The sequence below is a fragment of the Kluyvera georgiana ATCC 51603 genome (assembly GCF_001654985.1).
GTDB classification, from domain to species: Bacteria; Pseudomonadota; Gammaproteobacteria; order Enterobacterales; family Enterobacteriaceae; genus Kluyvera; species Kluyvera georgiana.
This window is the reverse complement of sequence record NZ_LXEU01000049.1, coordinates 1-24,975: the sequence shown is the minus strand read 5'-3', so window position 1 is coordinate 24,975 and position 24,975 is coordinate 1. Positions and strand designations below refer to the sequence as shown.

At 51.8% G+C, this 24,975-nt stretch carries 21 protein-coding genes and 4 pseudogenes; 11 read left to right on the top strand and 14 right to left on the bottom strand.

Going from position 1 to position 24,975, the window contains the following annotated elements; all coding sequences use genetic code 11:
* Positions 1-30: 30 nt before the first annotated feature.
* Both M989_RS11895 and M989_RS11890 read right to left on the bottom strand, forming a co-directional pair.
* On the bottom strand, positions 31-1,416 hold the full coding sequence (locus M989_RS11895; protein ID WP_064545518.1) for a NarK family nitrate/nitrite MFS transporter: 1,386 nt from the start codon (positions 1,414-1,416) through the stop codon (positions 31-33).
* Between the two features lie 178 nt (positions 1,417-1,594).
* Complete coding sequence (locus tag M989_RS11890) at positions 1,595-2,176, bottom strand: TetR family transcriptional regulator (protein ID WP_064545516.1); 582 nt, start codon at positions 2,174-2,176, stop codon at positions 1,595-1,597.
* 126 nt (positions 2,177-2,302) lie between these two features.
* Here M989_RS11890 and M989_RS11885 point away from each other — a divergent pair, with 126 nt between their 5' ends.
* From M989_RS11885 to M989_RS11875, 3 genes are all read left to right on the top strand, one after another.
* The gene (locus tag M989_RS11885; RefSeq protein ID WP_064545514.1) at positions 2,303-3,793 is read left to right on the top strand and encodes an MFS transporter; all 1,491 of its coding nucleotides are present in this window, start codon (positions 2,303-2,305) and stop codon (positions 3,791-3,793) included.
* A 124-nt stretch (positions 3,794-3,917) separates the two neighbouring features.
* Positions 3,918-4,319 carry an antitoxin Xre-like helix-turn-helix domain-containing protein gene (locus M989_RS11880; RefSeq protein ID WP_064545512.1) on the top strand — a complete coding sequence of 134 codons (402 nt, stop codon included), beginning with the start codon at positions 3,918-3,920 and terminating at the stop codon, positions 4,317-4,319.
* Positions 4,316-5,014 carry an RES family NAD+ phosphorylase gene (locus tag M989_RS11875; RefSeq protein WP_209438766.1) on the top strand — a complete coding sequence of 233 codons (699 nt, stop codon included), beginning with the start codon at positions 4,316-4,318 and terminating at the stop codon, positions 5,012-5,014. The genes M989_RS11880 and M989_RS11875 overlap by 4 nt, the downstream gene beginning before the upstream one ends.
* A gap of 7 nt (positions 5,015-5,021) precedes the next feature.
* Here M989_RS11875 and yddG read toward each other — a convergent pair whose 3' ends face one another.
* A complete protein-coding gene (gene yddG, locus M989_RS11870; protein ID WP_064545508.1) occupies positions 5,022-5,900 on the bottom strand; it encodes an aromatic amino acid DMT transporter YddG in 879 nt (292 codons plus the stop codon).
* Between the two features lie 220 nt (positions 5,901-6,120).
* Here yddG and fdnG point away from each other — a divergent pair, with 220 nt between their 5' ends.
* The 4 genes from fdnG to araJ all read left to right on the top strand — a co-directional run bounded on the left by fdnG (position 6,121) and on the right by araJ (position 12,077).
* Positions 6,121-9,168: a formate dehydrogenase-N subunit alpha gene (fdnG, locus tag M989_RS11855; RefSeq protein WP_157093545.1), complete on the top strand. Its 3,048-nt coding sequence runs from the start codon at positions 6,121-6,123 to the stop codon at positions 9,166-9,168.
* Positions 9,169-9,179: 11 nt separating this feature from the next.
* Positions 9,180-10,067 carry a formate dehydrogenase subunit beta gene (gene fdxH / locus M989_RS11850; protein WP_064545500.1) on the top strand — a complete coding sequence of 296 codons (888 nt, stop codon included), beginning with the start codon at positions 9,180-9,182 and terminating at the stop codon, positions 10,065-10,067.
* Positions 10,060-10,716 (top strand): formate dehydrogenase-N subunit gamma, encoded by a 657-nt coding sequence (fdnI, locus tag M989_RS11845; protein ID WP_064545498.1) that lies wholly within the window; start codon positions 10,060-10,062, stop codon positions 10,714-10,716. Before fdxH ends, fdnI begins: the two co-directional genes overlap by 8 nt.
* Before the next feature lie 203 nt (positions 10,717-10,919).
* A complete protein-coding gene (gene araJ / locus M989_RS11840) occupies positions 10,920-12,077 on the top strand; it encodes an MFS transporter AraJ (RefSeq protein ID WP_064545905.1) in 1,158 nt (385 codons plus the stop codon).
* A 34-nt stretch (positions 12,078-12,111) separates the two neighbouring features.
* Here araJ and M989_RS11835 read toward each other — a convergent pair.
* A pseudogene (locus M989_RS11835) lies at positions 12,112-12,823 on the bottom strand (zinc-binding dehydrogenase).
* Between the two features lie 217 nt (positions 12,824-13,040).
* Here M989_RS11835 and M989_RS11830 point away from each other — a divergent pair.
* Positions 13,041-13,640 (top strand): inorganic diphosphatase, encoded by a 600-nt coding sequence (locus tag M989_RS11830; protein ID WP_064545496.1) that lies wholly within the window; start codon positions 13,041-13,043, stop codon positions 13,638-13,640.
* A 65-nt stretch (positions 13,641-13,705) separates the two neighbouring features.
* Here the strand turns inward: M989_RS11830 and M989_RS11825 are convergent, their stop codons facing one another.
* The 3 genes from M989_RS11825 to M989_RS11815 all read right to left on the bottom strand — a co-directional run bounded on the left by M989_RS11825 (position 13,706) and on the right by M989_RS11815 (position 18,530).
* Positions 13,706-15,418 (bottom strand): ABC-F family ATP-binding cassette domain-containing protein, encoded by a 1,713-nt coding sequence (locus tag M989_RS11825; protein ID WP_064545494.1) that lies wholly within the window; start codon positions 15,416-15,418, stop codon positions 13,706-13,708.
* 403 nt (positions 15,419-15,821) lie between these two features.
* Positions 15,822-17,516, bottom strand: a complete 1,695-nt coding sequence (locus M989_RS11820; RefSeq protein WP_064545492.1) for an NAD-dependent malic enzyme — start codon at positions 17,514-17,516, stop codon at positions 15,822-15,824.
* A gap of 255 nt (positions 17,517-17,771) precedes the next feature.
* Positions 17,772-18,530, bottom strand: a complete 759-nt coding sequence (locus tag M989_RS11815) for a class I SAM-dependent methyltransferase (RefSeq protein ID WP_064545491.1) — start codon at positions 18,528-18,530, stop codon at positions 17,772-17,774.
* Positions 18,531-18,632: 102 nt separating this feature from the next.
* Between M989_RS11815 and M989_RS11810 the strand changes: the two genes are divergently transcribed.
* From M989_RS11810 to M989_RS24605, 3 genes and pseudogenes are all read left to right on the top strand, one after another.
* On the top strand, positions 18,633-19,439 hold the full coding sequence (locus M989_RS11810; protein WP_064545489.1) for a helix-turn-helix transcriptional regulator: 807 nt from the start codon (positions 18,633-18,635) through the stop codon (positions 19,437-19,439).
* A gap of 136 nt (positions 19,440-19,575) precedes the next feature.
* Positions 19,576-19,773 (top strand): Rieske 2Fe-2S domain-containing protein, encoded by a 198-nt coding sequence (locus tag M989_RS26255; RefSeq protein WP_245191254.1) that lies wholly within the window; start codon positions 19,576-19,578, stop codon positions 19,771-19,773.
* 140 nt (positions 19,774-19,913) lie between these two features.
* Positions 19,914-20,027 (top strand): annotated as a pseudogene (locus tag M989_RS24605) (LysE family translocator); the annotation flags it as partial.
* Here M989_RS24605 and M989_RS11800 read toward each other — a convergent pair.
* The 7 genes and pseudogenes from M989_RS11800 to M989_RS11770 form a co-directional block, all read right to left on the bottom strand.
* Positions 20,026-20,341 (bottom strand): annotated as a pseudogene (locus M989_RS11800) (beta/alpha barrel domain-containing protein); the annotation flags it as partial. The pseudogenes M989_RS24605 and M989_RS11800 overlap by 2 nt on opposite strands.
* A 63-nt stretch (positions 20,342-20,404) precedes the next feature.
* Positions 20,405-20,545, bottom strand: a pseudogene (locus M989_RS11795) (glyoxalase); the annotation flags it as partial.
* 307 nt (positions 20,546-20,852) lie between these two features.
* A complete protein-coding gene (locus M989_RS11790) occupies positions 20,853-21,788 on the bottom strand; it encodes an ATP-grasp domain-containing protein (RefSeq protein ID WP_064545483.1) in 936 nt (311 codons plus the stop codon).
* 851 nt (positions 21,789-22,639) lie between these two features.
* Positions 22,640-22,996 (bottom strand): hypothetical protein, encoded by a 357-nt coding sequence (locus M989_RS11785; protein WP_064545481.1) that lies wholly within the window; start codon positions 22,994-22,996, stop codon positions 22,640-22,642.
* A gap of 15 nt (positions 22,997-23,011) precedes the next feature.
* On the bottom strand, positions 23,012-23,347 hold the full coding sequence (locus M989_RS11780) for a hypothetical protein (RefSeq protein ID WP_064545479.1): 336 nt from the start codon (positions 23,345-23,347) through the stop codon (positions 23,012-23,014).
* Positions 23,344-23,742 carry a hypothetical protein gene (locus tag M989_RS11775; RefSeq protein ID WP_064545903.1) on the bottom strand — a complete coding sequence of 133 codons (399 nt, stop codon included), beginning with the start codon at positions 23,740-23,742 and terminating at the stop codon, positions 23,344-23,346. Before M989_RS11775 ends, M989_RS11780 begins: the two co-directional genes overlap by 4 nt.
* A 247-nt stretch (positions 23,743-23,989) precedes the next feature.
* Positions 23,990-24,925, bottom strand: a complete 936-nt coding sequence (locus M989_RS11770) for an STM4504/CBY_0614 family protein (protein WP_064545477.1) — start codon at positions 24,923-24,925, stop codon at positions 23,990-23,992.
* Positions 24,926-24,975: the final 50 nt, after the last annotated feature.

The following is a 24,975-nucleotide window of genomic DNA, read 5'->3' as shown; positions in this document are numbered from 1 at the left end:
CCCGTGGTTACACTGCTCACATTTTTATGTTTATTTGGACGTCGGTTTGCGGCGGCCATAGACCAACCAGGTCACCAGTACGCAGACGACGTAAAAGACAAAGAACACCTTCATGGCGCCAACCGGCGAACCGGTCATGGCAAGCGAGGTGCCGAACGCTTTTGGAATGAAAAAGCCGCCGATCGCGCCAATGGCGGAGATAAACCCCAGGGCGGCGGCGGTGTCGGTCACCGCTTCATGCTGGGCCTGCTCGTCGGTGCCGCCGCGCTTTTTCACGCTGTCGATGGTGATTTGACGGAAGATGACGGCGATCATCTGGAAAGTTGAACCGCTGCCCAGACCGGCGGTGAGGAACAGCCCCATAAACACCACGTAGAAGGCAAGGAAGCTGCCGGAACCGCTGCCCGGTAAGGTCAGGAACAGCAGGCCGGAGAACAGCGCCATCAGAATGAAGTTCACCAGCGTGACCTTGACGCCGCCGAGTCGGTCGGAGATCACCCCGCCAAACGAACGCGCCAGCGCGCCGATAAACGGCCCGAAGAAGGCGAGTTTGAGGATGTTAACGTCGGGGAACTGGGTTTTTGCCAGCATGGCAAACCCTGCCGAGAAACCGATAAACGAGCCGAAGGTGGCGAGATAAAGCAGGCTCAGCAGCCACATATGTGGACGTTTGAGCACCGGCAGCTGTTCGCGCACCGAGGCTTTGGAACTGGCAATATCGTTCATACCAAACCAGGCGGCGAGCGTGGCAATCACGAGGAGCGGCACCCAGATTAACGCGGCGTTGCTGAGCGCCAGCGTCGAACCGTCTTCCTGCGTGACGCCGTGAATGCCGATAAACGCAAACATGGGCAGAAAAATGACCGCCGGGGCAACCATCTGCATCACGCTAACGCCAAGGTTGCCAAGACCTCCGTTGACCCCCAGCGCGCTGCCCTGTTTGGCTTTGGGGAAGAAGAAACTGATGTTACCCATGCTCGAGGCAAAGTTAGCGCCAGCAAAACCGCACAGCAGAGCGATGATGATAAATACCCAGAACGGAGTAGCGGTGTCCTGAATGGCGATACCTAACCAAATGCACGGAATAACAAGAATAACCGTGCTTAATACCGTCCAATAGCGGCCTCCAAATATAGGTACCATAAAGGAGTAGGGCACGCGCAAAATAGCACCAGAGAGAGAAGGCAGTGCGGTTAATAAAAAGAGTTGGTCAGTTGTAAAATTAAAACCGACTTTATTGAGATTGACCGCCACTGCGCTAAATAACATCCAGACGCAGAAAGCGAGCAATAAGCAGGCCACGGAAATCCACAGGTTTCTTCTTGCGATTGATTTTCCTTTGTTTTCCCAGAAGGCCGGGGTTTCAGGTTTCCACTCTTTTAAAAGGTAATGATTATCTTTCTCATTGCTTGACATAATACCCTCGAGAGACGCGTCATTAATAAGAAATAAAGGAAAAACAGCGAAGTAGGTAGAAAGAGGATTATTATCGTCTGGCCGTTTTATCTCTTTATCGTTGAAGAATAGATAAAAAAAGCGCGTTGTAAGAAAACGCGCTGTGAATAAAACGTTGTTAATTGTTACTAAATGTAAATTATGTGGGCTGAAGTTCTAACGTAATATAATGTTGTATATAACGAGCAAAGATTTCGTCGCTTATTTCCGTCATCCCTAGCGCATAAATTCCATCCAGTCCACACACCAGTGCAATTAATCGCCAGGCAATATTTTCCGCGCTATCTATTGGTCTGAATTCGTTTGCTTCTGTGCCCTGCAAAATCAGTGAAACGGTTTCCTTATGCCACATATCCATTGTCAGCAAGTAGGCGCCTTTAATATCACTGTCGCTGTCTGTCAGCAGTTGTGCTTCCCGCCACAGACGTACGTAAGGTTCAAGACGACCATCGTCGCTGCCGAGCATCGAAAAGAGACGGTCGTGCCAGCTGGCGTCATCGGCCACCAACGGCATATCGAGCATTTCACGAATCAGCCGGACAAAGGCGAGGGATTTCAGTTCGCCAATCGAGGTGAAGTGGTGGTGCACCTGGCCGCTGGAGACCCCGGCGACGCTGGCGATATGACGAACGGTCATGGCGCTAAAGCCGCCGCTCAGCGCGACTTTCATAGCGGTTTTGAGGATATCTTCCCGCCGTTCTTCTCGGGTTAAATAATTCATTTTTCTTCGTTTGAGTAGGGTTTATCCCAGAATAACAAAAAATTGGACATGCGTTCAACAATCCGGCAGGATCTCGTTTCTGGACGTGCGTCCAACAATAAATAATGATTTGAGGAACAAAAAAAAATGTCACGCCAATGGTTAACGCTCATGGCTATTTTGATGGTCTATATCCCGGTGGCGATTGATGCCACCGTGCTGCACGTGGCCGCGCCGACGCTGAGCGTCGAGCTGGGCACCAGCGGCAATGAGCTGCTGTGGATCATTGATATCTATTCACTGGTGATGGCCGGAATGGTGCTGCCGATGGGCGCGCTCGGCGACAAGATTGGCTTTAAGCGCCTGCTGCTGCTGGGTAGCGGGATCTTCGGCCTGGCATCGCTGGCGGCGGCGTTTTCGCCGACCGCGCTGACGCTGATCGCTTCCCGCGCGCTGCTGGCCATCGGCGCGGCGATGATTGTCCCGGCAACGCTTGCCGGGATCCGCACCACCTTCGCGCAAGCGCGTCACCGTAATATGGCGCTGGGGCTGTGGGCGGCCGTGGGCTCCGGCGGCGCGGCGTTTGGCCCGCTGGTGGGCGGGATGCTGCTGGAACACTTCTATTGGGGATCGGTATTCCTGATCAACGTGCCGATTGTGCTGGTGGTTATTGCCATTAATGCCAGAGTGGTTCCGCGTCAGCCGGCGCGACGGGAACAGCCGCTTAATCTGCTCCAGGCGCTGGTATTGATTGCCGCCATTCTGATGCTGGTGTTTAGTGCCAAGTCGGCGCTGAAAGGGCAGCTTGCACTGTGGCTGGTATCGATGGTCGCGCTTGCCGGTGCCGGTATGCTGTACTGGTTTGTGCGTAAACAGCTCTCGGCTACGCGTCCAATGGTGGACATGCGTCTCTTTACCCATCGTATTATTTTAAGCGGGGTGATGATGGCCATGACGGCGCTGATTACCCTGGTGGGCTTTGAACTGCTGATGGCGCAGGAGCTGCAGTTTGTGCACGGTAAAACGCCATTCGAAGCCGGGCTGTTTATGCTGCCGCTGATGGTGGCGAGCGGTTTCAGCGGCCCGATTGCCGGCATGCTGGTGTCAAAGCTTGGGCTGCGTGAGGTGGCGACCGGCGGAATGCTATTAAGCGCGCTGAGTTTCCTTGGCCTGTCGATAACCGATTTCAGCACCCACCCGTGGCTGGCACGGGGGCTGATGACGCTGCTCGGCTTTAGCGTTGCCAGCGCGCTGCTCGCTTCCAGTGCGGCGATTATGGCGGCGGCCCCCAAAGAGAAAGCGGCAGCGGCAGGCGCCATTGAAACGATGGCCTACGAGCTGGGCGCGGGGTTGGGCATTGCGCTGTTTGGCGTGATCCTGACCCGCAGCTATACCTCGTCAATCGTGCTGCCCGCGGGGATGGGCGACGCGGCTGCAGAGCAGGCTGCCTCCTCCATTAGTGAAGCGATCAAGCTGGCGCAGTCGATGCCCGCTGTTCCGGCACAAAGCCTGATGGAGGCAGCAAAAATAGCGTTTATCAATTTGCATAGCATCGTGCTGGCGACCGCCGGCGTACTGCTTCTGCTGCTGGCTGCCGGGATCTGGCGTAGCCTGGCTAAGATTCCGGACCCGGTTTAATTCCCGGGTAGACCCTTGTGACTTTTTATCCGACAATGTACATTGTTGAACAGTTAGGCTACAATTGTGATTAAATGTACGCGCCGGTATTTGGCGTGTCGCGAAATGACGCTTGGGAGGACATATGGCTACAGTACAAGAAAGCCATGTAAACGGTAACGTTGATACCAGCAAAGCGCTGCCGGTTGTGTTCCGTATCCTGGAAAAATGGCAGTGCAACACAGATGAACAGCTTCGGCTTCTGGGTATTAGTTCACGTTCAACATTGAACAAATACAAAGAGTCGAAGGGCGGCATTCGTTTAAGTCTGGATATTCAGGAACGGATGAGCTACATCCTCAATATCCATAAATGCCTGCGTTTGCTGTTCACCGCTGATGACAGTATTTATGGTTGGGTGCGTAAGCCGAATTCGCATCCGTTTTTTGCCGGGCGCTCGGCAATGGACGTCATGAATGGCGGAAGGGTCGCCGATCTCTATGAGGTCGCGACGCGGCTTCAGTCATGGCGAGGGGGAATGGCGTGATCGCGGAAACTCCGCCACGCGTGGCGTTAAAAGGTGCGACGGCATATCGCATTATACCCAGTCGCTATCCCACCATCGATCTGTTTGAAGATGTGGCCAGTAGCGATGAGCTGGAAGCGGTTTGGGCCGTTGAAGCGTTGACGAATGAGCGTTTAATGGAATCTGCCGGTGAACTGATGCGAGTCCCGAAAGCCGATTGGCTCGTCGGGCTGAATGGCAGCAGCTACGTGATGGCCGCGTTTACGCATATTAACCCTGAAGGGGCGCGATTTACCACCGGCGACTTTGGCGGTTACTATTGCGCTCCGCAGCTGGATACGGCCATCAAGGAGACGGTGTATCATCAGGAGCGCATTTTTGGCTATACCGATGAGCCCGCGCAGAAGGTTCAAATGCGGGTGCTTTTTACCGAGTTTGATGCCAACCTGGCCGACATCACGCAGGAACCCTTCATCTCTTCAGCGCTATATCACGCGACGGACTACAGCCAGTCGAAAGCCTTTGCACAGGCGCAGAAAATGCAAAACAGCGATGGCATCGTTTATTGTTCGGTGCGTCATACCGGGCACACCTGCTACGTGCTGTATCGCCCCTGTCTGGTGACCAAAGTGCTGCAAGCCGAACATCTGGAATATCACTGGAATGGGCGTTCGATTACTAACATTCTGAGCATTAAGCTGTACGGCGGCGAATAAGAGGGGGTCACCGCCGGGTTGCCTGCCAGCACAGCAGGGAGCCGATGCAAACCATCGCCGCTCCTTGCCAGAATGACCATGATAGCGCCGCGCTGAGCAGCACGGCCGCCAGAGCCGAGGAGAGCACGGGCGTGAAGTACGACGCGGCAGCCAGCAGACTGACGTTACCGTGGAGAATACCCACGTTCCAGGCCGCATAGGCTAAACCTAAAGACAATGCGCACAGCACCATCTTGATAACCACCGGCCCGCTAAATACCATCGGTGGCTGCTCGCTCAGCAGAAATTTCACCCACAGACTCAACGCGGTTAATAAAACGAACAGAGTGATACCGTTTTTGCCTTTGGCATATTTGGCGGTCACCGTGCAGTAGGCCGCCCAGATAAAGGCGCCAACAAACGCCAGAATATAGCTTAAAGGGCTGGAAATGACGTTACGTGTTATTTGGTGAAGATCCAGCCCATGCTCGCCACCTAATACCCAGGTGACGCCTAATAGCGCAAGGAGTAAGCCGGGGATAACCAGCCAACTGCTTTTTTGACCGTTAAACACAATGGCAAAGAGAATGGTCAGGCTTGGCCACAGATAATTGACCATCCCCACCTCAATGGCCTGCTGGCGGGTGCCCGCATAGCCTAAAGACAGCGCCAGACAGATTTCATAGCTCACGAATAGCACGCTTCCCGCCAACAGATAACGGCCAGGCATCTGACGCAGTTGGGGAAAACCCACGGTAAAGATCAGCAGAATGCCGCTCAGACTGTAGATCATCGCCGCGCCGCCAACCGGCCCAAGCCCTTCGCTGACGCCGCGAATTAACCCCACCATGGTGCTCCATAATACAATGGCGGTGAGGCCGATGAGCGTCGCTCTTTTCTTATCCATCTCTGACCTGATGCTTTTACAAACGAAGTCTGCGGTTATAGCATTTTTTCACGGCCTGCTGGGATATTTTTCCATAACCATTAACCCTAAAGGATTAATAAAATTCGCCGCCCCTGACTATTAAGGGGGGATCGGTTTTCGACATTGATTTGACGCAAATAAATCAAGGGTATTGCTGTTAGTTTTTCCGGCGAAGTACATCCATACAATGAGGAAAACAATGGACGTCAGCCGCAGAAAGTTTTTTAAAATCTGCGCGGGCGGTATGGCCGGGACGACGGCAGCGGCATTAGGGTTTGCTCCTAAAATGGCGCTGGCTCAGGCGCGTAATTTCAAATTGCTGCGCGCCAAAGAAGTTCGTAATACCTGCACATACTGCTCCGTGGGTTGTGGGCTTTTAATGTATAGCCTGGGCGATGGGGCTAAAAATACCCGGGAATCGATTTACCACATTGAAGGTGACCCGGATCATCCGGTCAGTCGTGGCGCGCTGTGCCCGAAAGGCGCGGGGCTGCTGGACTATGTACACAGTGAAAACCGCCTGCGTTATCCGCAATACCGCGCACCTGGCTCAGATAAATGGCAGCGTATTTCGTGGAATGAAGCCTTCGATCGCATCGCAAAACTGATGAAGGCCGACCGCGACGCCAACTTTATTGAGAAGAATGAGCAGGGCGTGACGGTTAACCGCTGGCTGTCCACGGGGATGCTGTGCGCTTCGGCGGCCAGTAATGAAACCGGTATGCTGACGCAAAAATTTGTGCGCTCGCTCGGCATGCTGGCGGTAGACAACCAGGCGCGCGTCTGACACGGACCAACGGTAGCAAGTCTTGCTCCAACATTTGGTCGCGGTGCGATGACCAACCACTGGGTTGATATCAAAAACGCTAACGTCGTGATGGTGATGGGCGGTAACGCCGCGGAAGCCCATCCGGTGGGATTCCGCTGGGCGATGGAAGCGAAGAACAATAACGATGCCACGCTTATCGTCGTCGATCCGCGCTTTACGCGTACAGCGTCGGTGGCCGATATCTACGCGCCGATTCGTTCCGGTACCGACATTACCTTCCTGTCGGGCGTGCTGCTGTATCTGATCGAAAAAAATAAGATCAACGCCGAATACGTGAAGCACTATACCAACGCCAGTCTGCTGGTGCGGGAAGACTTTACTTTCGATGACGGCCTGTTCAGCGGCTACGATGCCGAAAAACGCCAGTACGATAAATCCTCCTGGCACTACCAGCTGGATGAGAACGGCTACGCCAAACGTGATGAAACCCTGACCGACCCGCGCTGCGTCTGGAATCTGCTGAAACAGCACGTTTCCCGCTATACGCCGGACGTGGTGGAGAACATCTGCGGGACGCCGAAAGCCGATTTCCTGAAAGTGTGTGAAGTGCTGGCCTCGACCAGCGCGGCCGATCGCACGACCACCTTCCTGTACGCGCTGGGCTGGACGCAGCACACCGTTGGGGCGCAGAACATCCGCACCATGGCGATGATCCAGCTGCTGCTCGGCAATATGGGGATGGCGGGAGGCGGCGTGAACGCGCTGCGCGGTCACTCCAACATTCAGGGCTTAACCGACTTGGGTCTGCTGTCGACCAGCCTGACTGGCTATCTGACGCTGCCGTCGGAGAAGCAGGCGGACCTGCAAAGCTATCTGGCCGCGAATACGCCGAAGGCGTTGCTGCCAGACCAGGTGAACTACTGGAGCAACTATCCGAAGTTCTTCGTCAGCCTGATGAAGTCGTTCTATGGCGATGCGGCGACGAAAGATAACGACTGGGGCTTTAACTGGCTGCCGAAATGGGACCAGGCCTATGACGTTATCAAATACTTCAACATGATGGATAACGGCAAAGTCACCGGCTATATCTGCCAGGGCTTTAACCCGGTTGCATCCTTCCCGGATAAAAACAAAGTCGTGCGCAGCTTAAGCAAGCTGAAGTACATGGTGGTGATCGACCCGTTAGTGACTGAAACCTCCACCTTCTGGCAGAACCACGGCGAATCGAACGATGTAGACCCATCAACAATTCAGACGGAAGTGTTCCGCCTGCCGTCGACCTGTTTCGCCGAAGAAGACGGTTCTATTGCCAACTCGGGCCGCTGGCTGCAGTGGCACTGGAAAGGTCAGGAAGCGCCGGGTGAAGCACGGAATGACGGCGAGATTCTGGCCGGTATTTACCATCGTCTGCGCGAGATGTATCGCAACGAAGGCGGTAAAGGCGTTGAGCCGCTGCTGAAAATGGGCTGGAACTACAAGCAGCCGGATCATCCGGAATCTGAAGAGGTGGCGAAAGAGAACAACGGCTATGCGCTGGCGGATCTCTACGACGCGAACGGCATGCTGGTAGCGAAAAAAGGCCAACTGCTCAACAGCTTTGCGCTGCTGCGTGATGACGGTACAACCTCGTCCTCCTGCTGGATCTATACCGGTAGCTGGACCGAGCAGGGCAACCAGATGGCCAACCGCGATAACGCCGATCCGTCTGGTCTGGGCAATACGCTGGGGTGGGCCTGGGCGTGGCCGCTGAACCGTCGCGTGCTGTATAACCGCGCCTCGGCGGATGTTAACGGCAAACCGTGGGATCCGAAACGCATGCTGATCCAGTGGAATGGCACGAAATGGGCGGGTAACGATATTCCGGACTTTAATACCGCGCCGCCGGGAAGCAAAACCAATCCGTTTATCATGCAGCAGGAAGGTCTGGGCCGTCTGTTTGCGCTCGATAAGCTGGCGGAAGGTCCGTTCCCGGAACACTACGAGCCGATGGAAACGCCGCTGGGTACCAACCCGCTGCACCCGAACGTCATCTCAAGCCCGGTGGTTCGTCTGTACGAAGAAGATGCCGTGCGTCTTGGGAGGAAAGACAAGTTCCCGTACGTGGGGACCACCTATCGTCTGACCGAGCATTTCCATACCTGGACCAAGCATGCGCGCCTGAACGCCATTGCCCAACCGGAGCAGTTTGTGGAAATCAGCGAAGGACTGGCGAAAGCCAAAGGGATTGCCAACGGCGATCGTGTGACCGTCAGCAGCCAGCGTGGTTTTATTCGCGCCGTCGCGGTGGTCACTCGCCGCCTGCAGACGCTGAACGTCAATGGTCAGCAGGTGGAAACCATTGGTATCCCGCTGCACTGGGGCTATGAAGGCGTGGCGCGCAAAGGTTATATCGCCAATACCCTGACGCCAAACGTGGGCGATTCCAACTCGCAGACGCCGGAATACAAGGCGTTCCTGGTTAACATCGAGAAAGCGTAAGGAGCGTTTAAATGGCGATGGAAACACAAGACATTATTAAACGCTCGGCGACCAACCCGATCACTCCCGCGCCGCGCGCGCGGGATTACAAACAGGAAGTGGCCAAGCTGATTGATGTCTCTTCCTGCGTGGGCTGTAAAGCTTGCCAGGTGGCCTGCTCCGAGTGGAATGACATTCGCGACGAGGTGGGGCACTGCGTGGGGGTTTACGATAATCCGGCGGATCTGAGCGCCAAGTCCTGGACGGTAATGCGTTTTAGCGAAACCGAGCAGAGCGGCAAGCTGGAATGGCTGATTCGTAAAGACGGCTGTATGCACTGCGAGGATCCGGGCTGCCTGAAGGCATGCCCGTCCGCCGGGGCGATTATTCAGTATGCTAATGGGATCGTCGACTTCCAGCAGGACAACTGTATCGGCTGCGGTTATTGCATTGCCGGGTGCCCGTTTAATATTCCGCGCCTCAATAAAGAGGATAACCGCGTCTATAAATGCACGCTGTGCGTGGACCGCGTTAGCGTCGGCATGGAGCCCGCCTGCGTGAAAACCTGTCCGACCGGCGCGATCCATTTCGGTACCAGGAAAGAGATGCTGGATGTGGCGCAGGAGCGCGTGGATAAGCTGAAGAAACGTGGCTACCCGAATGCCGGCATCTATAACCCGGAAGGCGTGGGCGGGACGCACGTGATGTACGTGTTGCATCACGCGGATCAACCGGAGCTGTATCACAAGCTGCCGAAGGATCCGGCGATTGATACCAGTATTAATCTGTGGAAAGGCGCGTTGAAACCGCTGTCAGCGGCTGGCTTTATCGCCACCTTTGCCGGGCTTATCTATCACTACATTGGTATTGGTCCGAACAAAGAAGTGGATGATGACGAAGAGGAGGATGGCCATGAGTAAGTCGAAAATGATTGTGCGCACGAAGTTTGTCGATCGCGCCTGTCACTGGACGGTGGTTATCTGTTTCTTCCTGGTGGCGGTCTCGGGGATTTCGTTTTTCTTCCCGACGCTGCAATGGCTGACTGAAACCTTCGGCACTCCGCAGATGGGGCGCATTCTGCATCCGTTCTTCGGCGTGCTGATTTTCGTGGTGCTGATGTTTATGTTCGTCCGCTTTGTGCACCATAACATCCCGGATAAACAGGATATTCCGTGGGTGTTGGGGATTGTCGAAGTTCTGAAAGGCAATGAGCATAAGGTCGCGAAGGTTGGCAAATATAACGCCGGGCAGAAGATGATGTTCTGGAGCATCATGAGCATGATTTTTGTGCTGCTGGTGACCGGGGTCATTATCTGGCGTCCTTACTTTGCGCCGTATTTCCCGATTCAGGTTGTGCGCTACGCGCTGCTGATTCACGCGACGTCGGCCATCATTCTGATCCACGCGATCCTTATCCATATGTATATGGCCTTCTGGGTTAAAGGATCAATTAAGGGGATGATTGAAGGTAAGGTGAGCCGTCGCTGGGCGCAGAAGCACCATCCGCGCTGGTATCGCGAGGTTGAACGCGAAGAAGCGAAGAGAGAGAGTCAGGAAGGGCTGAAGTAACAACGCGTCATCGAAGTGATAAAGAGCGGTCTGATGTTTCCGAATGGGAGTGTCAGGCCGCTTTTTTTTGCTCGCGATAAATATGCGTTATTCACGCTGTTTTTATGGATAAACTTGCCGTCACGCGTTTTTGTCTGGTTTGCATTCTGCGAATGGTCGATAATGCCGACCCGCAAACTCAACATAAACAAGTGATTAGAGGGATGAAAAAAACAATCTTCGCGCTGGCGCTGGGCACGTTTGGCCTGGGAATGGCCGAATTTGGCATTATGGGCGTGCTGCCCGAGCTGGCGCACGACGTGGGGCTCTCAATTCCGGTCGCGGGGAATATGATCTCGTGGTACGCCTTTGGGGTGGTCATTGGCGCGCCGATCATCGCGTTGTTTTCTACGCGCTTTTCCCTCAAGTCCATTATGTTGCTGTTAGCGGCGCTCTGTATTGCCGGCAACGTCATTTTTACCTTCTCCTCCAGCTATGTGATGCTGGCTTTCGGGCGACTGGTGTCGGGGTTTCCGCACGGGGCTTTCTTTGGCGTAGGGGCCATTATTCTGTCAAAAATCGCGCCCCCCGGAAGGGTAACCGCGGCGGTGGCGGGGATGATTGCCGGGATGACGGTGGCGAATCTGGTTGGCGTACCGGCTGGTACCTGGCTGGGGCATCAATTCAGCTGGCGTTATACCTTCCTGGCCATTGCTCTGTTTGACGTGGCGGTGCTGCTGGCGATAATCACCTGGGTGCCAACGCTATTTGATAAGTCTGATGCACGTTTACGCGAGCAGTTTCATTTTCTCAAAAGCCCTGCGCCGTGGCTTATTTTCGCCGCCACAATGTTTGGCAACGCCGGGGTATTTGCGTGGTTCAGCTACATCAAGCCGTTTATGATGAACGTCTCAGGATTCTCTGAGGGGGCGATGATGTTCATCATGATGCTGGTGGGCCTTGGCATGGTGCTGGGCAACATCCTGAGCGGTAAGCTTTCCGGGCGCTATAGCCCGCTACGCATTGCGGCTACCACCGATTTCGTTATCGTGGTGGCACTGCTGATGATCTTCGCGTTGGGCGGCATTAAATTTGCGTCGCTGACGCTGGCCTTTATCTGTTGCGCCGGGCTGTTTGCGCTTTCCGCGCCGCTGCAAATATTGCTGCTGCAAAATGCGAAGGGCGGAGAAATGCTGGGAGCAGCTGGTGGGCAAATTGCTTTTAATCTGGGTAGCGCGATTGGCGCGTTTTTCGGCGGGCTGATGATTACCCTGAATTTCGGCTGGAACAGCGTTGCATTGCCGGCGGCGGCACTGTCATTTCTCGCGATGTCGTCGTTGTTGCTTTACGCGCGTTATCAGCGGCGCAGGGCGCTTGTCTGAATAAGCCTCTCCCATCAGGGAGAGGCTGTGAACATTAATGGCGTAAATCAATCACCATACGGCCACGGATCTGGCCCTGTTCCATCTCTTTAAAGATCGCGTTAATGTCGGTTAACGGACGCAGCGCGACTTTCGGTACCACTTTTCCTTCGGCGGCGAACTGGAAGGCTTCGGTCAGATCCTGACGGGTGCCAACCAGCGAGCCAACGACTTCAATGCCGTCCAGCACCAGGCGCGGGATATCGAGGCTCATGGACTCCGGCGGCAGGCCGACTGCTACCACGCGGCCACCAGCGCGAACCGCGTCAACCGCAGAGTTAAATGCGGCTTTCGCCACTGCGGTGACCACGGCGGCATGGGCGCCACCGGTTTTTTCCTGTACGATTTTCGCCGCGTCTTCGCTGCGGGAGTTGATGGTCAGATCCGCGCCCATTTCAGCGGCCAGCTTCAGCTGTTCATCGTTAACGTCCAGCGCGATGACTTTGGCATTAAAGACGTGCCACGCTCGCGCGGTCACCCACTTTCAGGGAGGTCACACCTGGACCAATCTCTTTAACAATGCCAATCCCTTCATGGCCGAGGATCACCCCGGTCTTGTCACCGAAATCGCCGTTTTTTACGTGCAGATCGGTGTGACAGACCCCACAGCATTCCATGGAAAGCAGTGCTTCACCGTGCTGCAACGGACGCAGCTTTTTATCGGTGACATTTACCTGATGGTCATGAGTGACAACTGCAGCCTTCATATCCTACTCCTGGTTATTTTGTATTCGAAAATAATACTCATTAATGATTAGCCATAGGGGCGTAAAACGCAAGGCGCTCAGGGAGAAGAATCTGGTGGGTTTTCATATTGATAGCATTATAGGTTAACCGTATTGTCATCAAACGTTCATCCTTTGTTCACTCGCAAACTCTACGGTGTGACTTTTACTTTCCCTATAACAATAGAGTGAACACCCAATGCATCTGGTCAAAACTATCCTTGCCGCAAGCCTGTTTCTTTCCGCTGCCGCTCAGGCGCAAAATATCCTCGAGTTTCCGCAGCCCGAGAACAACCCGGAGGAGTTTTATGCGGTGACTGAGATTCCGGCAGGAGGAATTATCAAATATGAAACCGACGCCAAAACCGGCTTTCTGATCGCCGATCGCTTCCAGTCGATGCCGGTGGCTTATCCGGCTAACTACGGTTCGCTGACCCAATCGCTGGCGGGGGATGGCGACCCGCTGGATGTGGTGTTTTATACCCGCGCGCCAATGGCACCGGGTACGCTGATTAAGCTACGCGCGATTGGCGTGCTGAAGATGATCGACGGCGGTGAGAAAGATGACAAAATCATTGCCGTTCCCGCCAGCAAAATTGACCCGACTTATGACGATATTAAAAACATCAGCGATCTGCCCAAAGTCGAGCAGGAGCGGTTGCAGGCCTTTTTCCGCGTCTACAAACAGCTGCCGGAAGGGCGCAAAAAGGTGGAGCTGAGCGGATTTAACGATGCTGCCGCCGCGAAGCAGGAAATTAAGCAAGCTTGGGATGCGTGGCAGCAGAAAAACCCGCAATAAATTGTCGCGCTAACGTGCCCTGAAAAGGAAAACCCCGGCGTCGCAACGCGCGGCCGGGGTACCGTTTAGCTCAGCTGATTATTGATTAAGTCAATCTCCTCTCGCCAACGCTGCTGCATCAGCGGCTTCTGATGTTTCGGCTTGCGTGCCAGATCCTCCGCTAACCGCTGTTCGAGCGTAATTAAGCGCTCAAGCAGGTCATCGCCTTCCGGCGTAGTTACAGGGGATGAAACCGTTGCCGCCTCCGGCGTTTCTGAACGGGTACGCTGGCGTAATTGCTCATAGACCGCATCGGCGTCCGGCCATTCGCTCAAGCCACACTCATCAATCAGCCAGAAGCGGTTACAGCTTTGGCTGATAAGCTGGCGGTCGTGGCTGACCAGCAGCAGGCCTCCAGGGTAGTTGCAGAGCGTTTCCGCCAGCGCCGTTTTACCATCAATATCCAGATGGTTGGTGGGTTCATCCAGCAACAGCAGGCTATAGCGGGCAAGGGACAGGCCGACAAACAGCAGGCGCGAACGTTCGCCGCCGCTCAGCGTACTGACTTTTTGACCGTGACGCGTCCAGCCGAAACCGGCTGAAATCAGCGCGCGTTTGCGGGTTTCACCCGATGGCTCGAACATTTCCAGCGCTTCCAGCAGCGTGGCGTTATCGGCTAACTGGTGTAACGTCTGATCGTAATAGCCAGGATGCAGACGCGGATGCAGCTTAAGCCCGACGTCTGGCGCTTCCTGCTGCATTTGCCGCCAAAGGAGGCGCAGTAGCGAAGATTTACCACCGCCGTTGCGCCCCATAATGGCCACGCGGTCACCGCTTTGCAGCCGGGCGATGCCGGTGGTAAACAGCGGCGCAAGTCCAGGCGCAGGGGGGACGGCAAGGTGCTCCATTTCCAGCAGTCGATCGGCTCGTACCGCATCGCCATGGAGTTCCAGTTGCCATGGCGTGCCGGCGGTCAGGTCGGTTTGCGCTGCTTTCAAGCGGGCAACCTGCCTCTCCATCTGTTTGGCCTTACGGGAGAGATCTTCGTTGTCATAAACCTGTCCCCAGATTGCCAGCCGTTTGGCGCTGGCGGTGACGCGGTCGATCTCTTTTTGTTCCGCTTTATGCCGTAACGCATCGCTCTCATCCTGTTCGGCCAGCGCCTGACGCGCGGCGGTGCAGGGGAGAGAGAACGCGTGCAGGGTGTTATCACGCAGTATCCAACTGGTATTGGTCACGGCATCCAGTAGCGGATTATCATGTGAAACCAGCACAAAGCTGCCGTTCCAGTTATTCAGGAACGTTTCAAGCCAAAGCAGCGTTGGCAGGTCGAGGTGGTTACCCGGCTCATCCAACAGCAACAGATCGGGATTAAGAATCAACGCGCGTGCCAGCAGTAGGCGCGTATGCTGTCCGCCGCTTAAGGTGGCAGCAGCCTGTTCCAGCTCATCAGCGTGAAACCCCATCTCCATCAGCAGCCGTTCAGCCTGCCAGCGTTGGCTTTCATGTGCGGTGAGAGGCAGCTGCGCCAATACCGCCTGTATGAGCGATTGCGCTAGCAGGTCATCAGGAAGATGCTGTTCGACTCGCGCCATCAGACAATGGTTAGCGATGGACACGCTACCGGACGAAGGGGTAATGGTTCCGTCAAGTACCTGTAATAAGGTACTTTTCCCGCAACCATTATAGCCAATCAGACCGATACGATCGCCTTTCTTCAGGGTGAAGGAGAGTGCGTTGAAAAGAGGGCCGAATGCCGTCTCAACGTGAAGAGATTGTGCAGTTAGTAATGTGCTCATTTGCTTACTCAAGTGTTACAGGCATGAGAATGCCTCGTCATACAACGCTGACGATAACTTGATAAGCCCGAGGGAAGGGTTTAAAGGTTGGTGTCTTCGCTCAAGCAGAAGTTATCGCAGCACGATACCGATAACGCTTGAGCTGGTGCGATCACCAAATGTATGTGAAACATTGAAAATTTCACAGTACAGCATAATTATCCTCCTTCTTCATGATGTCAGGTGATTCGGTAAATGCAGTGTAGCGGGTGTGTAATCTCTTTACCACCAAAGGTATTAGTTACAACATACATATGCTACGTTTAAGGTAACACACAATCAGCATCGTGCATATCATGCATTTTCAAGCAGAAGAATAAGGAAAACCCGGCGTCACGCTTGTTCAGCCGGGCTATAGGACAGGTTAAATTGAGGTACGACGATAGCTGCGATATTCCGGCAGCCAGAAGTTCTCATCAATCGCTTCTTGCAGCGCGTCAGCAGAGGTATTCGTCGCGACACCCTGTTGCTGCGCCATCTTACCCACCGCAAAGGCGATGGCACGCGAGACGATGTGAATATCCTTCAGCTCCGGAAGCACCAGCCCTTCGCCGTGGTTGGCAAGCGGAGAGTGTTTTGCCAGGGTTTCGCTCGCCGACATCAGCATTTCATCGGTGATACGCGAAGCGCCAGAAGCGATCACGCCCAGACCAATCCCCGGGAAGATATAGGAGTTATTACACTGGGCGATCGGGTATACCTTATCTTTCCAGGTCACCGGCGCAAACGGACTGCCGGTGGCAACCAGCGCCTGGCCATCGGTCCAACTGATGATATCCTGCGGCGTGGCTTCTACACGTGAGGTTGGGTTCGACAATGGCATCACAATCGGACGCGGGCAGTGTTTGTGCATTTCACGAATAATCTCTTCCGTGAACAGGCCCGTTTGCCCGGATACGCCAATCAGGATATCCGGCTTCACGTTACGCACCACATCGAGCAGTGAAATCTGCTCATTATCATGCTGCCAGTCGTGAATTTTTTCCTGCTTTTGCACCAGTTTACTCTGGAACGGCAGCAGGTTAGGCATCTGGTCGGTCAGCAGACCGAAACGGTCGACCATAAACACACGGCTGCGAGCCTGTTCTTCACTCAGACCTTCACGCTGCATCTGCGAAATGATCTGCTCGGCGATGCCGCAGCCCGCAGAACCCGCCCCCAGGAAGACGATTTTCTGCTCGTTAAGCTGGCTACCCGCCGCGCGGCTTGCCGCAATCAACGTGCCGACGGTGACTGCCGCGGTGCCCTGAATATCGTCGTTAAAGCAGCAGATTTCATTGCGATAGCGGTTCAACAGCGGCATCGCGTTTTTCTGCGCGAAATCTTCGAACTGCAACAGCACGTTCGGCCAGCGCTGTTTCACGGCCTGGATAAAATCATCAACAAACTGGTAGTACTCTTCGTCGCTGATACGCGGATTACGACAGCCCATATACAGCGGGTCGTTCAACAACTGTTGATTATTGGTGCCGACGTCCAGTACCACCGGAAGGGTGTAAGCCGGGCTGATGCCGCCGCAGGCGGTGTACAGCGAAAGTTTACCGATAGGAATCCCCATGCCGCCGATCCCCTGATCGCCCAGACCGAGAATACGTTCTCCGTCGGTAACCACAATCACTTTGATGTTATGGTTCGGCACATTTTGCAGGATATCGTCCATGTTGTGACGATTCTGATAAGAGATGAAAACGCCGCGCGCACGACGATAAATCTCAGAGAAGCGTTCGCAGGCCGCACCGACAGTTGGCGTGTAGATAACCGGCATCATCTCATCGAGATGGTTTTCAACCAGGCGGTAGAACAGCGTTTCGTTGGTATCCTGAATGTTGCGTAGGTAGATATGCTTATCGATTTCAGTTTTGAAACCCTGGTATTGAATCCAGGCGCGCTCGGCCTGCTCTTCAATACTTTCGACAACCTCGGGCAGGAGCCCCAGCAGGTTGAAGTTGCTGCGTTCTTCCATACTGAACGCGCTGCCTTTATTCAGCAGCGGAAATTCCAACAGAACCGGCCCCGCATAGGGGATATACAGGGAACGATTTTTCTTGCCTGGTAACATCTGACTTAACTCCGTTATCTTCACTCCAGACCCAGCGGCGGGTGCAGCGCGCAAGATTATAGAGCAACGCTTAATATGATGGTGACAAATCGATAGAAAGGGCACAAAAAAGCGGGTGACGGACTAAAAGTTCGACAATTTCAGTTTTATTTGATGACTTTATTGGTGACAGTGTCACCTTTAAGCGAAATCAAACGGCGTCATCAGGAGAGTAAGAAAAGAGGTTGCCGCCAATTCTGACGACAACCAGCACATTTATCGTGCCTGGAACATAATGGTGTCTGAGGTGAAGCTGCCATCAGCGGCAATAGCGAAATGCTCGCGTACCTCATGAGAGACTTTTTCTTGCAGGTAACGAATGGCCTCAATGATGTTGTCCGGCGTTTTCATCCGCGCAACCCAGGAAGAGAACTCCAGGTGCAGCCTATCGCCCACCAGTTTATCGACGACCATTCCCCGGTTATTGACCATCGCCAGCCATTCACCTTGTGAGTAGTTGCGAATGTGCGATGGGTCGCGCAGCATTTCAATGGTTTGCAGCCAAACATCCAGAATCGCTTTTCCCGGTGATGCAATGTCCATCATGATAAAGCGGCCACCCGGTTTCAGGACGCGGCGAATCTCCATCAATGCCGCCTGCATATCGTGCCAGTGGTGGGCGGAATAGCGGCTGATAACGACATCAAAACTGTTATCACCAAACGGCAGAATTTCTGCCGGGCCTTGCGCGCAGGTAATGTTGTGCAGCCCACGTTTTTCCGCCTCCTCGGCAACCACCTCCAGCATCCCTTCAGACAGATCGTACGCCGTCACCTGCGCTACCTGTGTCGCGGCGGTAAAACTGGCGTGCCCGGCGCCACAGCCGACATCCAGTACCGTGGCCTCGCCATCTTCGGATAACCATTCGCTCAGGCGACGTAAATCGGCCCCCTGGGCGTGGACATTGCTCTGTAAATAGGCTGTCGCCTGACCGCCAAACTGTGACTTCACCAATGCTTCATGATGGTTGTTCATACCCGTCTTCCTCTGTTGTTATGTTCTTGTTAGAACGGACTATACGCCGCGACTAATACGGGTACAATATTGGTACTTATACTGGTATATCGAGTTACTACCATGGACAAAACCGGGCTGACAGGGCCAGAGGCGCTGGGTACATTTTTACGCGTGAAGCGAGAAAGCACCTCACCGGAAATGCTGGGCATTCCCGTGCTTTCTCGCCGTAGAACGAAGGGGCTACGGCGTGAAGAGGTTGCACAAATGAGCGGTATCAGTACCACCTGGTACACCTGGCTGGAGCAGGGACGTGATATCACCGTTTCCGCGCAAACGCTCTCTGGTATTGCCATGGCGCTGCAGCTCAAACCCGCAGAGCGTGAATATCTCTTTTTGTTGGCGCATAAGAGCGATCCGCTCAGCGAACAGGTACCTGCGGTAGAACAGACAATTCTGTCCACCGTGCATCACGTCTCGGAACCTTGCTATCTGCTGGATCTTACCTGGCAGGTGCTGGCATGGAATAACGAGGCTGAGGCGCTCTTTACCGGCTGGCTGGACGTTGAGTCTGCGCCTAACATGATGACCTTTATGTTCCAGAATCCGCTGGCGCGAACGCTGGTTGATAACTGGGAGGCGCGTGCGCGACGCATTGTCGCAGAACTCCGGTCGGATGCGATCCATTATCCGAATGACAGTACCCTCAACGCGTTTGTGCAACAAATGAGCGACAACAGCCGTGATTTTCGCGAATTCTGGTCTCAGCAGCAGGTGATCGTGCGGGAAGGGGGCGAGCGCGTTTTTCACCATGCCGTAAAAGGTGACATCACCTATCGCCAACTGAGTTGGCAGCTGGCAAGTAACCGGGCGTTAAAAATGATCATGCTGGTTCCGGAAAGCGACTCACTGCATTGCGTTACTCGGTAAACAATCTCATAAAACAACGACGTAGCCAGGCGTTGGCGGCATCCTGATGGACGTGGCTGGGCCAGAACAGGTTAATCTGGATATGGAGCAACTCATAGGGCCACGGACGAATGGCTAGCCCGAAGCGTTAATTGGCGTGGACCTCAATGGTCGCGATATTGCGCTGAATCGTACCGATGAGGGCATTTTTGCCAGCGATAACCGCTGTTCACATGGCAATGCACGCCTGAGTGACGGTTTTCTGGAGAACGGTGAAATTGAGTGCCCGCTCCATCAAGGGCGCTTCTGTATCAAAACCGGCAACGCAATGTGCAGCCCATTGACCGAGGGATGACGATTTACCCGGTGCAAATCGAGGGCGAAAAGGCTATCTCAAGTTCGCCTGATCCCTCTCTGGCCCGGCATTCTCGTCGGGCCAAAAATGTTGCCAAAAAGTAAAACCTGCAATAGTATCCTTGCTTTCGGAGGTCGAAAATGTCTGTTGCAGACTCCCTTCTTGCTTTTTCGCTTGCCGCACTGGTGCTCACGCTAACGCCCGGTCTGGATACGGCGCTTATTCTTCGCACCTCGGCCGCTGAAGGCGGTAAAATCCCTTCGGCGCCCAGCGCGGTACCGGGTAGGGTGCCACCTTCATCAAAACCGGTGGCAACAATCATATCGGCTCCTGCTCGTTCCGCTGCGCGGCTATTCGCGGGCGTCGGGTTGATATCGCGATAAATAATGACGATGCCGGCGGCTTTCAGTTCGTCGAACAGTGCGGGAATAATCGCGCCGTCGCTGTAGCCGGTGTAAACCACGGCTTTTACCGCTTCTTCTTTGATCACCTGTAGAATTCCCGGCGTCCAGATATCATTCTCCGGAGTGGGGATCAGGTTCACGGCGAATGGTTTTTCGGTCAACCTGCAAATTCATCGTCCCGCCGTCACCAGGGCCGTACAGCAACTGGAACAACACAGCGGAGTAAAATAATCACTATTGCCATCCATAGCTTTCAGCGGCAGGTTAAGCGCATCAATATAAAATGATTTGCTAGCATGGGTGTCGCGGGTAACAGGACCAAAACCTGCAACGAACATAACGTTCAGACCGGATAAATCTGGGGACATACATTCTCCTGAAGATACCGATTGGGTGCATATCGCTAATTTATCCGTCGGGGAGGCCCACAACAATCACAATGTCGAGCGTGGGTTCTGGTTTCGTGATGTTAACGGCATTTGAGGGGGATTTTGTTCGGGGCAACAACCAGCACAATCATCGTCGTTGAAAGCTGGTTTTCCTCCTGGAATTACATTGGTGCGCATAATGTATTGAACATGTTAAATGACTGCACGAAGTGCGGGCATTTAGCCTTCATCCCGGGACTATCAGATGATAGTAAATCATTAATTTGACGTGTATTTTATAGCATCTTCATGAGATTGCAGCAATGCAGTCTATGAAAGGATTTCTGCTTTCCCACTGACACCTGAGCCAGCGGAGGTAGCGAACATAGACCAAAGCATCACCTTCAGTCATATAACCATTTCGCTGGATTTTATGCGTCAGTGGGTAGAATGCCACCGTTCCGTAAGGGGTTTCAGCAACAATCACCTGCATATTGCCATGAAGAACAACATCATATTTTATTCCGCTTTCCTTTATTACATCTTCAGCCTCCTGTAGTAATTCTTCCCGCATTTTATTTATTTCATGATATCTCTCACCGGGAATCCTCATTGCAGATGTCCTTAATCTGGCTTCATGTGCATTATCAGATGTGCTGATAAATGAAACAGTATCGGGAGAGTAAATTCGTCGATGTGAGTAGTCCTTATCCAGTTCATATTCTCCGGGATTATTTTTCCACAGGGCATAACCATGAAGTGCAGGGAGGTCATTGCAGAAGTTCTGGAAGTTATGCCATCTTTCACAAACCTCCACACCTTTATAACCTTTAAAATACTGCTTCCCTTTAACCGTCATGTAGCACCTTGCCAGCATGTTATGCCAGAGAATGAATTTCCTTGTTCTCTGGTGGCTTCTGGTGTTCTCAATTGTGGAATGTTTTCCGTTTCCGATATATCCCACGTTATAATAACGGGGCTTCATCAGTAGCGTTATGCGTTCTTCTTCTGAGGACGGGAATGCATCATCCGAGACTGAGCCTGATTTAATATGTGTGCCATAGGCTTCCTTAACTATGCCACTGTCTTTGAATTGTACAACATAATAGCCACGTCTTGTTTTATCTTCTGAGCGACCAAGAACGGTGCATTTACCATTATGCCTTGTATCAAATACAGCTCCGGGAAATAACGTGTTATGGCTGTAGTTCTGGTGATATTTTTTATTACGAAAGTAAGTCATCTGACATGTCCTGAGTGACGAATGAAAGGGAGAAAAAGAATCGGGGCGGGTCCTGCTTTTTCCCTTTAACTTCTGTCAGGCCAGCGCAACTGCCAGAGGTCAGGATTAAAATAAAGAATACATTCAAAAAAATAAATAATAACAAAATTTCAGGCGATGCATTGTGACAGATACGGTTACAGCCCATCAGAAGCCCTGTGTGATGCCACCAGAATGACACATGTAAATGGCTTATATGGCGGGTTAATGCGTCCTGAGAGTGATGTATGCACGATAAACAGGGGATAAAAAGGGGGCATTGACGGGAGAGGTGTGAAATGTCAGGCAACTGAACCGCTGTCTATTTATACAGTTAAATTAGGTGTGAACATATAGTGACCGCAGGCTCTCTGTGTGCAGCTCTGGGGCGACACTGTCATCACCTATGCCTTTGCATTACCTGTGTTGCTGAAGTGGCCCACGAGGCGTTACATGGATGGCATTCAGGTGTAGGGCTGCTCCATATTCACCCGATAGGGTGGGGAAATAAAAAAATAAATATAATTTATATACAGATTAAAATATCCATGCTACCATCGCCAAATCGCCAACCGGGGTTAATCTCTTTATATATCTATTATTACTCTTTTATCTTAATCGGTTTTCTGTACTTATCCTTACCCCTGAATCTTATCTTAATCTCTCTCAATATTGTTCCAGTATTAAGCCCTCCGCAGGAGAGCCATACGGCTTGAGTTTACAAAGAATAAACCAAAATAAACATTACGGCTTGAGCTGACAAAAGATAAATCACAAAATGAAAAGAGCCTCCATATTATTGAAGGCTCTCATTAGTTATGGGGGGGGGTTATTTAAATATCGACATCATCGAAGTTCACTTTTCTATCTTTTGCTTTATCAATTTCATTCATTTTATTTCTTCTTTCTGAGGATTTGAGCTCTGAAAGAATTTGTTTTAAAAGGTCAGCTTGAGTAAACTGGATAACCTTCGCTTCATATGCTGTTATGCTTCTGATTACCCATATGACAAAGATAATGGTTGTTGCGACCTTTATCGTATCGGCGGGGAGAAAAGTATAAGCTTGCATTAAGTTAAAGAAGTCGGGATTGCTGGTTCCGATACACCAGAACCACAGCATCACAGTCAACACGAGATTTATGATGAGTGATAACTTTGAAAGATACTTTGTCAAAAAAGATGTGTTCATTTATGTTATCCCTGTCTAGTTTCGCTTTCCAATATTGCAGCCAGTACGATACGCTTGTGCAACCTCAATATACTCAGCTCGCTTCATTCCAATTAGAGTTTCCGCTTGTTCATTAAATTTCTTTATTTTCTTCTCGCAGGTGGAATTACGGCGCTGCATGGAGTCTTTTGCCCCAGTGATACATGCACCATAAATAACATCTGAATCAGCGATTCTGGCAAAGTTCGCATATGAATCACAGGTAGCACTGATTCTCATCTGCATCTGTGATGAAGTTATTGCCATTGCCTGACTTGCAAACATCAGACTGGAGATTGATATCAATAAGGGAAGGGTGATTGAGTTTTTCATTCAGCACCTCCCTGTAAAATGCAATCAATTCCCATTACATCAGTACCCCAAAGTTTGATATCCGGCTCACCGCCTGATACACCCTGAGTGCTCATATCCAGAGCAAGGATATAGAAACTGTTTTTATCAACATCAAACTCGTAGTTAACAAGCGGGGCTCCACCGGTCTGATATACAGATTGCTGAATGTCCTGAATGCGTTTTTCGGAAATCAGCTTGCCACGATGGAATAGTTTAATGATACCTGCATCTTTTACGTAACTCAGAAAACCACTATCAGCACTTCCGGTTACGTGTCGCTCAATGCTCCAGCCATCGTGACAAACGATATTGTCAGCAAGCGCGGAAACAGGAAAAGAAAGGCATGTAGCCAGAGTCAGTATCAATCGTTTCATTTGAATGTGGTCCATCAGATAAATTATCAGAGAGCCCGATAATCCCAGTGAAGGCCGCAAGACATTTCAATCGTTATGCGCACAAACGTGGCCATCTATGACCAGGCCAATGACGTCTACAAATCTCCGGATTCTGCCTGATTCTATGTTGGTGCGCATAATGTCATACGCGTTATGTTGAAAAGGCCGCTGCGAAAATCTCTCCCGCAGCGGCCTCTTTAGCATAACGTCATTATGCGAACCATCATTATATTTTTTGCTCACATTTAGCCAAAAATAGTAAGTTTGTTGCTGTTAAATGCAACATGTAAGAAACTAACTCTTCATCAACTACGGTTACTTCTGCACCCTGGCCATGACCGGAATTTTTGTTCCTTATTGTAGGGATACCTGTTTCCAACATCGTTTTTAGGCTTGTAAATTGACTCTGCAAATATGAAGGAATTAAATTATTTTTAAGACAACTATTAATCAGTTTAGATGCAGTGTCATAAGAGTTATATTCCCAATTATTTTTGTCATGAATGGCCTTCATTAAACTTTCGAATGATTTCAAACTATCATTAAGACTTTCTTTATATTTACCATGTCTATAGTGTTCATGGGCCGACATAAACTCACCCAGAGCACCTTCATACTCATCAGTGCCACTTAGTATTTTTAATGTAGGCCTAACTACTTCTGAATGGATAAATGTAGAATCAACCCTAATGATTTCATTCTGTTCGAATTGATAACCGACGCCATTCTCTTTTAATCTTTCATTCAAATCAGATATGGCCTCGTCGGGATTCCCTTTGAAAGAACGGCTGTGTTCACGAACATATTCATTTATGTATGAAAATGTTAACTCTATGATATCAAGGCATTTTTCAACGCTTCTTGTATTGAGAAAACAATCATATATTTCGTCATAAAATGAATTTGAGTTTGCGTGCAACTGAAACTCACCGTACTCTCTTCGCAGAGTAGTGCAAATTTGTCGGTATACTTCATCCTGATGATTATTATTGTAACCATATCTATTCATGTATACGAAGCTAGTACAACCGCCGATAGTGTCATTAATAATATGTACTATTTGCACTCTTAGCTTAATTGGTATTTCATCATAGGAATAAACGTCATTTATTTCACCGCGAAGTTTTTTTTGTCTTTTTGAATAAATATTAGATATAGCCATCTTTATGATTATTCCTGTTTTTTAATATCTTCAGAACTATCACCCCTCCA

Coding starts and splice junctions, on each gene's coding strand:
- M989_RS11895 (WP_064545518.1), bottom strand. CDS start 1,416: ATGTCAAGCAATGAGAAAGATAATCATTACCTTTTAAAAGAGTGGAAA.
- M989_RS11890 (WP_064545516.1), bottom strand. CDS start 2,176: ATGAATTATTTAACCCGAGAAGAACGGCGGGAAGATATCCTCAAAACC.
- M989_RS11885 (WP_064545514.1), top strand. CDS start 2,303: ATGTCACGCCAATGGTTAACGCTCATGGCTATTTTGATGGTCTATATC.
- M989_RS11880 (WP_064545512.1), top strand. CDS start 3,918: ATGGCTACAGTACAAGAAAGCCATGTAAACGGTAACGTTGATACCAGC.
- yddG (WP_064545508.1), bottom strand. CDS start 5,900: ATGGATAAGAAAAGAGCGACGCTCATCGGCCTCACCGCCATTGTATTA.
- fdxH (WP_064545500.1), top strand. CDS start 9,180: ATGGCGATGGAAACACAAGACATTATTAAACGCTCGGCGACCAACCCG.
- fdnI (WP_064545498.1), top strand. CDS start 10,060: ATGAGTAAGTCGAAAATGATTGTGCGCACGAAGTTTGTCGATCGCGCC.
- araJ (WP_064545905.1), top strand. CDS start 10,920: ATGAAAAAAACAATCTTCGCGCTGGCGCTGGGCACGTTTGGCCTGGGA.
- M989_RS11830 (WP_064545496.1), top strand. CDS start 13,041: ATGCATCTGGTCAAAACTATCCTTGCCGCAAGCCTGTTTCTTTCCGCT.
- M989_RS11825 (WP_064545494.1), bottom strand. CDS start 15,418: ATGAGCACATTACTAACTGCACAATCTCTTCACGTTGAGACGGCATTC.
- M989_RS11820 (WP_064545492.1), bottom strand. CDS start 17,516: ATGTTACCAGGCAAGAAAAATCGTTCCCTGTATATCCCCTATGCGGGG.
- M989_RS11815 (WP_064545491.1), bottom strand. CDS start 18,530: ATGAACAACCATCATGAAGCATTGGTGAAGTCACAGTTTGGCGGTCAG.
- M989_RS11810 (WP_064545489.1), top strand. CDS start 18,633: ATGGACAAAACCGGGCTGACAGGGCCAGAGGCGCTGGGTACATTTTTA.
- M989_RS11790 (WP_064545483.1), bottom strand. CDS start 21,788: ATGACTTACTTTCGTAATAAAAAATATCACCAGAACTACAGCCATAAC.
- M989_RS11785 (WP_064545481.1), bottom strand. CDS start 22,996: ATGAACACATCTTTTTTGACAAAGTATCTTTCAAAGTTATCACTCATC.
- M989_RS11780 (WP_064545479.1), bottom strand. CDS start 23,347: ATGAAAAACTCAATCACCCTTCCCTTATTGATATCAATCTCCAGTCTG.
- M989_RS11775 (WP_064545903.1), bottom strand. CDS start 23,742: ATGAAACGATTGATACTGACTCTGGCTACATGCCTTTCTTTTCCTGTT.
- M989_RS11770 (WP_064545477.1), bottom strand. CDS start 24,925: ATGGCTATATCTAATATTTATTCAAAAAGACAAAAAAAACTTCGCGGT.